At 58.9% G+C, this 12166-nt stretch carries 12 protein-coding genes; 7 read left to right on the forward strand and 5 right to left on the reverse strand.

Going from position 1 to position 12166, the window contains the following annotated elements; all coding sequences use genetic code 11:
- The first annotated feature begins 157 nt into the window (after positions 1–157).
- Positions 158–1180, forward strand: coding sequence for an IS110 family transposase (locus tag ACQK2M_RS09610; RefSeq protein ID WP_425417602.1), 1023 nt, complete (start codon positions 158–160; stop codon positions 1178–1180).
- A 488-nt stretch (positions 1181–1668) separates the two neighbouring features.
- On the opposite strand, the gene ACQK2M_RS09615 is transcribed toward ACQK2M_RS09610, so the two are convergent.
- A complete protein-coding gene (locus tag ACQK2M_RS09615) occupies positions 1669–1914 on the reverse strand; it encodes a helix-turn-helix domain-containing protein (protein WP_425417603.1) in 246 nt (81 codons plus the stop codon).
- A gap of 257 nt (positions 1915–2171) precedes the next feature.
- On the opposite strand from ACQK2M_RS09615, the gene ACQK2M_RS09620 reads away from it, so the two are divergent.
- Positions 2172–2900 carry a hypothetical protein gene (locus tag ACQK2M_RS09620; protein ID WP_425417604.1) on the forward strand — a complete coding sequence of 243 codons (729 nt, stop codon included), beginning with the start codon at positions 2172–2174 and terminating at the stop codon, positions 2898–2900.
- Positions 2901–3371: 471 nt separating this feature from the next.
- Here the strand turns inward: ACQK2M_RS09620 and ACQK2M_RS09625 are convergent, their stop codons facing one another.
- The 4 genes from ACQK2M_RS09625 to ACQK2M_RS09640 all read right to left on the reverse strand — a co-directional run bounded on the left by ACQK2M_RS09625 (position 3372) and on the right by ACQK2M_RS09640 (position 7071).
- A complete protein-coding gene (locus tag ACQK2M_RS09625) occupies positions 3372–3668 on the reverse strand; it encodes a transposase (RefSeq protein ID WP_425417605.1) in 297 nt (98 codons plus the stop codon).
- 73 nt (positions 3669–3741) lie between these two features.
- Complete coding sequence (locus ACQK2M_RS09630) at positions 3742–4533, reverse strand: class II aldolase/adducin family protein (protein ID WP_425417606.1); 792 nt, start codon at positions 4531–4533, stop codon at positions 3742–3744.
- A gap of 26 nt (positions 4534–4559) precedes the next feature.
- Positions 4560–6011 (reverse strand): aldehyde dehydrogenase family protein, encoded by a 1452-nt coding sequence (locus ACQK2M_RS09635; RefSeq protein WP_425417607.1) that lies wholly within the window; start codon positions 6009–6011, stop codon positions 4560–4562.
- A 52-nt stretch (positions 6012–6063) separates the two neighbouring features.
- The gene (locus ACQK2M_RS09640) at positions 6064–7071 is read right to left on the reverse strand and encodes a dihydrodipicolinate synthase family protein (protein WP_425417608.1); all 1008 of its coding nucleotides are present in this window, start codon (positions 7069–7071) and stop codon (positions 6064–6066) included.
- Positions 7072–7702: 631 nt separating this feature from the next.
- Here ACQK2M_RS09640 and ACQK2M_RS09645 point away from each other — a divergent pair.
- The 5 genes from ACQK2M_RS09645 (at position 7703) to ACQK2M_RS09665 (ending at position 12008) form a co-directional block, all read left to right on the forward strand.
- Entirely contained in the window at positions 7703–8260 is a 558-nt protein-coding gene (locus ACQK2M_RS09645; protein WP_425417609.1) for a cysteine hydrolase family protein, read from the forward strand.
- A gap of 139 nt (positions 8261–8399) precedes the next feature.
- The gene (locus ACQK2M_RS09650) at positions 8400–9359 is read left to right on the forward strand and encodes an ABC transporter substrate-binding protein (RefSeq protein WP_425417610.1); all 960 of its coding nucleotides are present in this window, start codon (positions 8400–8402) and stop codon (positions 9357–9359) included.
- Between the two features lie 132 nt (positions 9360–9491).
- Positions 9492–10307: an ABC transporter ATP-binding protein gene (locus ACQK2M_RS09655; RefSeq protein WP_425417611.1), complete on the forward strand. Its 816-nt coding sequence runs from the start codon at positions 9492–9494 to the stop codon at positions 10305–10307.
- 169 nt (positions 10308–10476) lie between these two features.
- A complete protein-coding gene (locus ACQK2M_RS09660; RefSeq protein WP_425417612.1) occupies positions 10477–11229 on the forward strand; it encodes an ABC transporter permease in 753 nt (250 codons plus the stop codon).
- Positions 11211–12008 carry an ABC transporter permease gene (locus tag ACQK2M_RS09665; protein WP_425417613.1) on the forward strand — a complete coding sequence of 266 codons (798 nt, stop codon included), beginning with the start codon at positions 11211–11213 and terminating at the stop codon, positions 12006–12008. The genes ACQK2M_RS09660 and ACQK2M_RS09665 overlap by 19 nt, the downstream gene beginning before the upstream one ends.
- The last annotated feature ends 158 nt before the right edge of the window (positions 12009–12166 follow it).

Below are 12166 nucleotides of genomic sequence, written 5' to 3' on the forward strand. Positions count from 1 at the left end.
CTCGATATCTTCGCATCATGCAGTCAAGCTGAATGACCTGAGCCTCAGCTTCACATATTGTATCGCTCTTAAGCCGCCAGTCCGCTACTGATGCGGTGGACGGCTCTCCTCCCTCCCTGCGGTATGATCGCGGGATTAGAACTGGAGGAGCACTATGATGAGCAACGTTACGACGATCGGTTTGGATATTGCGAAGTCCGTGTTTCAAGTTCACGGCGTTGATGCGGCTGGGGAAGTGGCTGTTCGCAGGAAACTGACGCGAGGTCGCGTGCTGGCATTCTTCGAGAGCCTGCCACGATGTCTGGTCGGGATCGAGGCGTGCAGTTCATCGCATTATTGGGCTCGTGAGCTCACCGCACTTGGCCACGATGTGCGGTTGCTGCCAGCTCAGTACGTGAAGCCCTATCTGAAGCGGCAGAAGAATGATGCTGCAGATGCAGAAGCGATCTGCGAGGCTGTGACACGGCCGACTATGCGCTTCGTGCCGGTGAAGTCACCGGAGCAGCAGAGCGTGATGATGCTGCACCGGGTCCGGTTGATGCTCAACCGCCAGCGCACTCAGATATCGAACGCGTTGCGGTCACACCTGTCCGAGTTCGGGGTCGTGGCGCCGATCGGGCGCAATGGTATCGAGCAACTGCTCATGGTCATCAACGATGAGAACGACGCCAGGATACCCGCTGACGCACGGCTATGCCTGCGGATGCTGGAGGCACAACTCCGGGTCGTAAAGGAACAGATCCTCGAGAATGATCGCAGGGTTCGGGCGAGTGCGCGAGAGACTGAACTGGGTCGGCGGTTGATGGAAATACCAGGCGTCGGGCCGCTGCTGGCGAGTGCGTTCGTCGCGACCATCGCCGATCCGCACGCATTCAAGTCGGGACGATGCCTATCGGCCTGGATCGGGTTTGTTCCGAAGCAGAATTCGAGCGGGGGCAAGGAGAAGCTCGGCAGCATCTCCAAGGCTGGTAATCGCTACCTGCGACAGTTGCTCGTAGTCGGCGCAATGGCGGTCATCCGCTATGCCGAACGGAACGGGACCAGGAGGCCATGGCTCGTGCAATTGATGGCGCGACGAACAACCAAGGTTGCAGCGGTTGCGCTGGCCAACAAGACCGCCCGGATGGTCTGGGCATTGATGACCAGCGGCGAGCGCTACAGGGAGCCGGTCATCGCATAGCAAAAGACAAGGCGCGCGGTCGCCGACGAAGTTGGAAAGGGCGGACAGAGCTGATGCACCAAGCCGGTTGATACCGCCGGATCAGGAGAACCCACTGGGGCCGTGCACTTCGAGTGCGAGCTTACGATCGGGACCTGAGCCGCGCGAATGGCATTATGGCCAGCGGCACATGAAAGGCCGCACATACAGGTCGGATACATGGCCGCACCAACCAGCAACTGCAAAGCTAAAGAAACCCCTTGCCAACGGAGAGCCGTCCATACACGGCCCCGAAGCTGCCCGTCGGGAATGCGCCTTCATTTCTGCCGTTGTTGGTCTCGGTCAATTGCGGAACCAAACTGGTGAATCGCCGAAGATCAATGTGTTTCTCCGTAGGGCGCGCCGCAATCATTGTTCGCTTCGGCTGGCGACGCATGTAAGCCGCCTGACCGCAACCGGCATCAGCCCGTTCCACGACAACGAACTGAAACGTGTCCCTGGTACCCGACCTAATCGGCTGCTGCGCCCAGGAGTCTTCGCACGGCATCGTGCGGATCGAAACCAATGGCTTCAGCCAGATCGAGCAGTTCCACCACATCGATCCGACGCCGACCCGTCTCGATGCTAGCAATGAATGACTGGGGGCGGTCGAGCAGCGCCGATACTTGGTGCTGCGTGAGGCCCGCTTGCTCTCGCTGCTCGACGATGAAGTCCCGCAAGGCCTCGTGACGTGGCCGGCCGAGTGTTCGAGGCATGCTACCCCTCCGGTGTGGTAAATGGCAGCTTCACTTCGATCGCCGCGGTTTTAGTCGAAATTGCATTAAGTCCTCTTGCATTGTTAGTAGGAAATCCACTAAGATTCGCCCGTGACGTACGAACCGAGGATACACCGATGAGCATCGTTCTGGCATTCAGCGGCGGCGGTAAAGGCTAAGTCCGACCCGACGCCTTTCAGCAGACTGTGGATTATGGCGCACCACCAATCCGGAGGTGCGCCATAATTATAGGAATGGTGACCGGATGGGACAGGGTCTATGAGATCGCCGCGGGAAATGCATGGGCGGCATTCGTTGCCGTGGTTGCTCTGCTTGCCGCTGCGATCGCCGCCTACGCCGGCGACCAAATCCGATCCGGCACCTATTGGGCGCTCAAGCCCGTCTCGCGACAACTACCTTGGAATCGCGGATCGGGTGCTCCAAACTCCTACGCCGAGCTGACGTCGCTATTCACACTCGTACAGGTGTTTCTCCTCGACGCCTCGGGCTGTCGAGCCCGATATCGCAAGACGACGTCTTTCGTCGCACATCGCCCCACGACGACCTACCAGGAAGCGGTGACCGCAGAGCATGTTGCGGCGGGCTTTGCCACGATGCGTGGCATGATCGTCGACACCATCGTTGAGCGTGGCTTCTATGTCTCGCAGATCAATCTCGGCAACTCGGTCAGCCGCGGCGAGCATTTCGCGAATGTCTACTCGGTCGACCTGCTTGGCTCGTTCACACGCCCGCACGAGCACTGGACGCAGGAGTTCACCTATCCGACTGGACACCTCATCCTTCAAGTGCACTTCCCGGCGGAGCGCCCCCCGAAGTTGATTGTGTCAAAGATCGTCGAAGGCACATCTGAGAAACCAGCCGACGAGTCCGCACGCCTCATCAATCTGTATGGTCGACAATCGATCATCTGGGATATCGCCAAGCCCAAACCGCATCAGGTGTTCAAGCTCGAATGGACGTGGTGAGGATACAGCCTTTTTTGTCGCCCAATACATTATTGTTCGATACCGGCCTGAATATCGCCGTTCGTTTGATGGTCATCGAGAGCCCGCGTCCCGGCCGATACCAGTATTCGGTCACCATAGTGGATCGCCTCCCGGGACAAATTCACAAGGGACAAATCCCTGCCGATCGATGGGGACAGGAATGTGCATCCTGTATCCACATGATCGGGTTCCACCGATCCCCATAAATAGGGGAACATAGAGCCATATTCCGCCACACAGCCGTCAGGCTTCCAGCCATGACTTCACCAGCCTTATGCTGCCTAACGGACAGCACAGGCACACGTCCGCGCGATGTTTAAGACACGCGCGGACGGTGTAAGCCTGCTGAAGTCATGGCTGGAAGCCTGACGACAGTGGGCGGGACTGTACCTTCATAAGGAACCGTACGAGTTCCTTCTATGATAGAGGGGAGAACAGAACTGTACGGGGTCAGTTTTGGACGCCGATTGACAGCTCTCGGCGGAAACGCAGGAACCAGCTATAGACGGTCGTCATCGGCGGGAAGTCCTTGGGCAGAAGCCGCCACGCAATGCCGCCGCGTGGCACGTAGAAGATGGTGTTCATGATCTCGGGCATCGGCCATTGGCGCGGCAGGCCGGTCGTTGCCGGCGCGGGCAGGAAAGGGGCGATAATCTCCCATTCCGCATCGCTCAGGTTGCTTCCATAACGCGGATGATCGCCGCAATGCTGCCGCCAGGTGGCCAGTGTCCAAATAAGATTCTCCAAACGGGCTTCGACAACCGTTTGGAATCACATTCGGACCCGAACATCCATCGTTACCCGAGTTTCAGGACAGCCTCTAAGCTCTTGCAGATTCTCTGTGGTTGAACGCCTGTTGCTTCCAAAGATTCCAAGGCCGGTGCCATTGCGGCTCGACACTCTCGACGCAGGCCCTGCATTCTTCCGGTGTCAGGTATTCGACCTCGCCCAGACGCATGGCCTCGCACTGGTAGCGTGCGTTCAATTCGGCGTATACGGCGCGGTAGACGGCCCTGGGAACGCAATCGGCGACCACGGTCGATCCATGGCCTCGCATGAGGACAATGTCCTGGTCGCCGCAGCAGCCTGCGAGCGCATGACCGAGCTTGTTGTCGCTGATCAGCAGGTCGGTCCCGGTTCCGCCGTGATCGCGGATCTCGAAGAGCTGCGCCTCGTGTCCGATGAATCCCGCCATGTGGAAGACCGGCCTCAGCCTGGCCGTCTTCGAAATGGTGAGCGGCAGCACCGCGTGGGAATGGCTGTGCACGACCGCATGAACGTCTTTACGCGCCTTGTACATTTCGCCGTGGATGAAGCGCTCGAGATACACCCTGCGGCCGCCGGCATTTACCGGCTCGCTGTCGGCGGCAAATTCCAGGATATCGGACGCTTCGACCTGTCCGGGCGCCATGTTGCGCGCCAGAAAGAACCGGTCCGGCCGCTTGTCGTGGCGGGCACTGACATGGCCGAAAGCATCCACTACGCCCTGGTCGAAAAGAATATGGTTGGCGTCGACGAGGTCTGCGATTAGTGCCGGGTCGGGAAGTGGATCGCCGAACCCGAAACGCCGGAGATCGTCATCGGTGAGGTTGTGGTGTGGGTCGTTTGGCATGCAACCGGCTCCGTTATGCAATCGCTCTAGAGGAAAATGTTGAGCACTTTCGTCTCGGTGTAACTCAACAGCTCCTCGATCCCTTCCTCGCGGCCAACACCGCTATTCTTCATGCCGCCATAGGGCACGCCCAGATAGTGCGGGCCGACGCCGTTGATCCAGATATGGCCGGCCTGTATCCGCCTGGCCGTGTTCAGCGCATCCTTGATGTCGCGCGTCCATATCGCGGCGGTGAGGCCGTATTCCACGCCGTTGGCCTGCGCGATCGCCTCGTCGAGCGAGCGCCACTTGCTTACCGACAGGACCGGTCCGAAGATCTCTTCACGCCAGATGCGCATTCCGGGATCGACATCGGCAAAGACGGTCGGCCTGATCCAGTAACCCTTTTCGAACAGGCCCCCTTCGGGCCGCTCGCCGCCGGTCATCAAACGTGCGCCCTCGTTCCGCCCGTGGGCGATGTATTCCAGCACCCTGCGATAGTGACCGGCGGAGTTCAGCGGGCCCATGTCGCTGTCTTCGCGGGTCGGGTCGCCAACCCGAAGTTCCGAGACGATCCGGGTGACCCTGTCGAGAACCGCGTCGTGGAGGTCTTCGTGGATCATCAATCTGCTGGTCGAGCCGCAGGATTGGCCCTGCCAGGTGAAGTTCATGCCCGCGACCGCCGCCCTTGCGATTTCGTCCGGATCGTTGTCCGGAAAGACGATCATCGGATTCTTGCCGCCAAGCTCCAGCGTCACGTGCTTGACGCAGACCTCGGCCGCCGAGCGCTGGATCGCAAGGCCCGTTTCAACCGAACCGATAAATGCGATGCGCTTGATTTCCGGGTGTCGCACGATCGCGTCTCCGACCGTGCGCCCGCTGCCCGTGACAATATTGAAGATGCCGGCGGGCAGGGATTCGCGCGCTATTTCCGCAAGGACCATCGCCGACAGCGGACTGGTCTCCGGTGGCTTGACGATCACTGCATTGCCCGAGGCGAGCGCGGCTGCCGTTCGCGCGACTGCGAACATCAGGGGATGATTGAACGGGACGATCCGCGCCACGATCCCGTAAGGCTCGCGCACGGTGGCATGCAGGTGGTTGGGTGCGGCCGGTATGGTCTGACCCTTCAATTCGTGGGCAATGCCGGCGTAGTAGTTAAGACTGTCGACGGCATGACCCACATCGCCACGCATCGGCACGATGGTATTGCCCGTGTCGGCGACCTCGATCTGAAGTATCTCGGCGGCGCGTTCCCGCAGTTTTATCCCAAACTGGCGCAGGATCTCGCCGCGCTCTTTCGGCGATTTTTCCGCCCATGCGGGCCAGGCCTGCCGAGCCGCGGCTACCGCGCGATCAACATCGGCAGCGGTTCCTGCCGGAACCCGGCCGATGGCTGTTTCATCGGCGGGATTGATGGATTCATCCCATGCGCCGCTTGAACTCTCGACCAGTTCGCCGCCGATCAGCATCCGGTCCGCTGTCGTAAGATATCCCATGTCCATTCTCCAGGCTTGCCGTTGTCCCATTGCGTGTCCGAACTAGTGCGGCTCAGCTGCTGACCAGTTCCCAGGGGCGCTCCTTGAATTTGAAGTCGCCCACATAGGCATGGCACAACCGTGCCCAGCGCTGTCCGCATTCGCGGGCGTTGGCGGCGTGCTCTTCGGGAAAGTCATCATAGGGCGGGCGCACCGGACCGCATTTGCTGTAGCCGGCGGCATTGATGCGCGTCTTTTCCATCTGAATGTTGTAGTGCGCGAATGCCTCGGGATTGCCGACCAGCGGAACGATCGGCTCGTTCGCCCATGCGATGGCTTCCGACATTATGCGGATGGCCTCGTGGTCGCGTGACCGAATCGCCTGCATCATCGCCACGGCCGGGGCCGGGTTCATTCCGGAGGCGGTCGCCCAACAGGCGGTCGTCGTGTCGGGCGAAAGCTCGAAGAATTCGTGAACGACCATCTCGCTCGGGATGAAATTGATACGACCCTGTGTCGCGTCGATCAGTTCCTTCAGGGCTTTGGCGCGCGAGAATTTGGCCGCCACCACGGTCGGCGCCACTCGGGCGATCGCCGACCAGAAATCGACCGGGAAGCTGTATCGGAAAGCGCGGGCATTCGCGTAGACCATCACGGCGAGGTCCGGAAACAAATCCGATACGGCGGCATAGAAATCGACCGCCATGGTGGTCGTGACCGGTTGCCACATGGGCAGGCCGAGAAGCGTGCCTTCGGCACCCTGCTCCTTGACGAATTTCAGACGACTGGCGATCTCGTGGCCACCAAGCGCGGTTGCGCCGACAAAGGTCGGGATGCGGCGGTCGACCGTTTCGAGAACGCAACCGACATAGGTGCGGTAGTCGGCATCGGAGAGTGTCGCGCATTCGCCCGTCGTTCCCAGCACGATCAGACCGTCGGCGCCGTCCCTTATCAAGTTGTTGACGAGTTTTTCCGTTTCCTCGAGATCGACGGTGTCGGTCGCATCGAGCCGCCCCGCATGAGGGAGCGCCGGTGTCGCAATGATCGCGTACATCCCACGAATGTCGTTTGCAGTAAGCATGATGTGTAACCTTCCTGTCGATTGAAATCTGTTCGCTTCCGAAGCTTGCCTAGAACCCTGCGCATAGCGGTGGAATGAAGTGGTGGTGTTTGGTCTTCGAATACTCCCCGGATACGACGGACCCCAATTTCGCGGCTCCCGGCTCTCCCCATGAGACGGGAGCTCCAGTGCCCGCCGGTGGGGCAGTAATCTAATTTCTGTTATACAGAAGTGATTTTCTTTTTCAAATCGGAATCGACAACAATCGAATCCTGAAGAGTTGGCCTCCGGGGATCCGCGCCTCCGCTAGAGGGGGGTGATGGCGGGGCAACTTCGGTCGTGATAACTGTTGGCTTCCAAAGATGATGCCTCCGGTTTGAGGCGGCGCGGCTCTCCTAAAAATATCGTAAATACAATGCTATATGCGCGTTCTGCCAACAATGCGTGTTGCATGCTTCGGCGACCTTGCCCTTCCTGCGCGACTCGTCCCGAAGGCCTGCGGCGGAGTCGATCCGTTGCCGCGACTGGAATTCTGCATACAAGAATTTTTTTCTGGCACTTAGAATTATTTTCTGATAACACCACCGAAGTTGCCTGTTAATTCGCTCGGACAAAAGGGCGGCGGCGATGTTGCGATGACCTGGAGGAATTGGTGGCAGAAGGTGTAGCGCTGCTGGTGCTTGATATGCAGAACGACATTATGGGCTTTCAGGACAAGGATGCCCTGCCGGCGGTGGTCGCCACGATCGGCAGACTGCTGTCATGGGCGCGCAGCTCGCGCGTGCCTGTCATCTATTCGAGGGTCGCGTTCAGGCCGGGCTATGTCGACGCCCTCCCGCAACTGCCGACCGTCAAGACGTATGGCATTCTCGACGAAACCAAACCCGGCTCCGATGTCATCGACGAACTGGCCCCGCAGGAGGGCGACATTGTTGTCGTCAAGCGTAGGGTGGGTGCGTTCTACAATACGGAACTCGAACTGGTCCTCAGGTCTCTTGGAATCGGTACGCTGCTGTTGGCTGGTGTCTCCACCGATCGGGTTGTCGAATCGACTGTGCGTGATGCCAGCGACCGCAACTTCCGCAACATCGTCGTTTCGGACGGCTGCACCTCGTCCACGGACGGGCGGCACAAGTCGGCACTGGAATCGATCGCAGGCTTCTTCGGGGAAGTGATGTCCGCAGATGAGGCGATGACGGTTCTGGCTTGAGGGGAATGCCGGGTGCCCGCCGCGACGGCCGCGGCGCTTCGTGCGTTCTGCTGCCGAGTTGCGGCAAGAGTTCTTACTGACCATGTTCCTGGCCGCCAGGAATTCAACTGTCCTGAAGGACACATTTAGGGAGGGAATTATGAAGAGAGCAATACTGATTGCTTCGCTGATCCTTACGGGATTAGGCGCAGGGCCGGCCCATTCGGCCGACAAGATCAAGGTCATCAGTTCTTTGAAGGGTTTCTGGGATACGACCCTTGTAGAGTACGGCAGGGAAAAGGGGATATTCGCAGACGAAGGTCTAGACGTCGAAGTCGTGTTCGTGAAGGGCGGCGGCGACGTGCTGCAGACGGTGATTGCGGGTGGCGGCGACATCGGAGTCGGAGCCGGAACCGCAGGCGCTCTGGCGGCCGTTACCAAGGGGGCGCCGCTAGTGATCGTCGGTGCCGAGTTCACGGGCGCCAGCGACATTTTTTTCTATGCGAAGGGCAGTTCCGACATCAAATCCTTCAAGGACCTTGACGGCAAGAAGCTGGGCATCTCGTATCCCGGCTCCACGACGACCACGATCGCGTCGCTTCTCGCCAAGAGCGAAGACGTCAATATCGAGCACGTCGTGACCGGCGGTCCTCCGGCCACGATCACCCAGGTGATGACGGGTCAGGTCGATGCAGGCTGGTCGGTCTATCCAATCGGACTCGACAAGGTGGATACCGGCGAGTTGCGGATCATTGCTTCGGGCAATGACGCGCCCAACATGGCGTCCCAAAACGCCCGCGTTTCAGTGGCCTCGAAGGACTTCGCCGAAAACCACACCGATCTGCTGAAGCGCTTCTACAAGGCCTATGGCAAGGTGCTAGACTGGGCCTATTCGACGGACGAGGCCCTGCAGAAATACGGCGATGCCCATCAGATTTCCCTGGAAAAGGCCAGGGAGACGGTCCAGACGGCCTATCCGCGCCGGGCCGTCGAAACCGGAACGATCGCTTCGCTTGATGTCACGATGCATTCGGCGGTCGCCAACAAGGCGCTCGACAGGGCCCTGACTGACGAAGAGCTTTCCGAGATATTGCGTACAGTGAAGATCGCGAACGAGTGATTGCGCCCAAAGCCGGCGGGCGGCAATCTGCCGACCGCCGGCCGGAGTTTGCCCGGGATGCGGCAGACAGTAATCCGGCCAGCCTGCTGCATAGGGTCTGCCACGCGAAGAAACAGAGGGAGTTAAGTCGCCTTGGGAAAGAAACCTGTATTGAGCATTCAGGGGCTCTGCAAATCCTTCGCCACTAAAGAAGGGGGTACGGTAACCGCACTCGACGACGTTTCGCTGTCCGTGGATACCGGCGAGTTTGTTTCGATCATTGGCCCGTCCGGCTGCGGGAAATCCACGCTTTTCAACATCATTGGCGGCCTTCTTACCGACTATGAAGGAGAAGTGACTATCGACGGAGCGTCGCTAGACGGTCCCCATTCGCATATCGGCATCGTTTTTCAGGAGGAATCCACTTTTCCCTGGCGTACGGCCCTGAGCAATGTGGCGTTGCCGCTGGAGCTGGCGGGCGTTCCCGCCGCAGAACGCCATGACCGTGCCCGCGAGCTCATCAAGCTGGTGGGACTTGAGGGCTTCGAGGATCGGCATCCCGCGGAATTGTCGGGCGGGATGAAGCAGAGAATAGCCATTGCGCGGACCTTGGCATTCCAGCCGCGCATCCTGATGATGGACGAGCCGTTCGGCGCGCTGGATGAGCAAACACGTCTCCTGCTCGGGGACAAGATTCTTCAGATTTGGCGTGAAATCAAACAAACGACCCTTCTGATTACCCACAATATTTCCGAGGCCGTCCAGATGAGTGACAGGGTGGCGATCATGTCCTATCGCCCGGGTAAGATCAAACGTACAATCGAAATCGACCTTCCGCGCCCGCGTACGTCCGAAGTAATGGAATCTGCGGAATTCGGCGCGTATGTGGGTCAGATATGGCGAGAGCTGAGGGTCGAGGCATCCCGTGGAATGCACGAAGCCGAGAAAGGGTCCGGGGTCGTCGCATGAGGAGGAGAGATCGAGTCGTGCCGATGGCCCTTGCTCCTTTGCAGCCGGCGTATCCGCCTGCGATGAAATCCGCGGCCCGCGAGGCATGCGATGAGATGTTCCGAGGCGCCTGTTTGGGCATTGCAGCGTCAGCGTTTGGATCGAAGGTTGCCTGGATTGGATCAAGAAAATGACTCACTCACGCGTACTGGTAGGCTTTCTGAGTGTGATGTTCGGGGTTGCCATGTTCGCCCTGCTTCAGGGGGGGGTAAGTCTGGGCGTGGTCTCTCAATATATCGTTCCTTCTCCGTCCGACATGCTGTTTGCCATTCCGGAGCTCTTCGTCGAAGAGGGCCTAGTCGAGAAGTTTATTCTGACTTTCAGCACCACATTCGGTGCGACGCTCCTGGCTGTAGTCATCGGCGTGCCGTTCGGCTGGCTCCTATACGCCAGGCCGGCATTCGGTCGAGCCTATGAGAGCTGGCTGGGGACGGCGTTTTCCGCTCCCCTTATCCTTCTCTATCCGCTGTTTATGGTGATCTTCGGCAGAGGTACCCAGACTCTAATCGTGATGGGGACAATCGCCGGTGTCATTCCGATCGTTCTGGGGACGCTCCAAGGGCTGCGAGGCGTCCCCAAGGTCTACATCAATGTGGCTCGCAGCCTGAAAATGACCGAATGGCAGACGTCGACGAAAGTGCTGTTGCCGGCCGCGATCCCGACGATCTTCACAGGCATTCGCCTTGGTCTGATCTATACGTTGATCTACGTCGTCGCCATCGAGTTTCTGGTCAGCATAGGCGGACTTGGCTACCTCATCAGCGATCTTCACAGCCGGTACGACATCCCCGGCATGTATGGCGCCGTTATCTTCGTCGTGCTGGTCAGCGTCCTGTTTTTTGCCGCAACGGAGCGAGTTGAGCAATGGCTGAAATCTACATGAGATCCCGTTTGGCACTGCGCCGCGACAGAGTGTTCGACGAGACCACCCGCATTCAACTCGTCACAGCCATCGTGTTACTGGCGGCGTATGAAGGGATCGCACAATCCGGATTGCTCTACCAGGACGTGGTCCCATCATTGATCGCTATCGTGCGGGCGCTATTTGCGCTTGTGACAACCGGAGAGTTCTACTTTCACCTCAGTGTGACTGTGATCGAAATCACCGTCGCATTCCTGATTGGCACGTTCATCGGGGTGACCGCAGGGATATGCTTCGGGCTCTGGCGCCTGCTGGGCGAAGTGCTCGACCCTTGGGTGCACTATCTGGCACCCACGCCGAAAATCATATTCCTGCCCATCACTGTGCTGTTTTTTGGAACCGGAATCAGCTCCAAGATCGCGATGGGCTCGCTGTCCGCGTTCTTTCCAGTCGCCGTTGCCACCTATGCGGCCATGCGGCTCGTGCGGCCGGTTCTGGTGAGGGTGGCGAAGAGCTTTAATGCAACTACTTGGCAGACCGTAAGGTTTGTCTATCTGCCGTCTCTGGTCATGCCTGTGATCAGTTCCATGCGAATCGGTCTTGGGGCTACCGTGATCGGCGTGCTGCTGACCGAAATCAAGATGTCTCAGGTAGGGCTCGGAAATCTGATCGTACAAGACTACAATTTCTTCCGGATCCCCGAGATGTACAGCCTGCTCCTCGTGATCTTCGCAGTTGCTTGGGCGGGAAATACTGGCATGGAACTTCTGGCAAAGCGATTGAGCCATTTCGGACCCTAGAGCGTCGCAACCGACGCCTGTAGCCGGCGGCCTTCACCGCCATGGTGATATGAAAATAGACCTCCGCACGAGCAAGGGCAGCATAACATTTTTATGGACAAGTCCATTTTTTTATGGACAAGTCCATTTTTTGAATAACTCTAAGAATGGCCGGCAGA

The organism is Oricola indica (genome assembly GCF_965227485.1).
Taxonomy (GTDB): domain Bacteria; phylum Pseudomonadota; class Alphaproteobacteria; order Rhizobiales; family Rhizobiaceae; genus Oricola; species Oricola indica.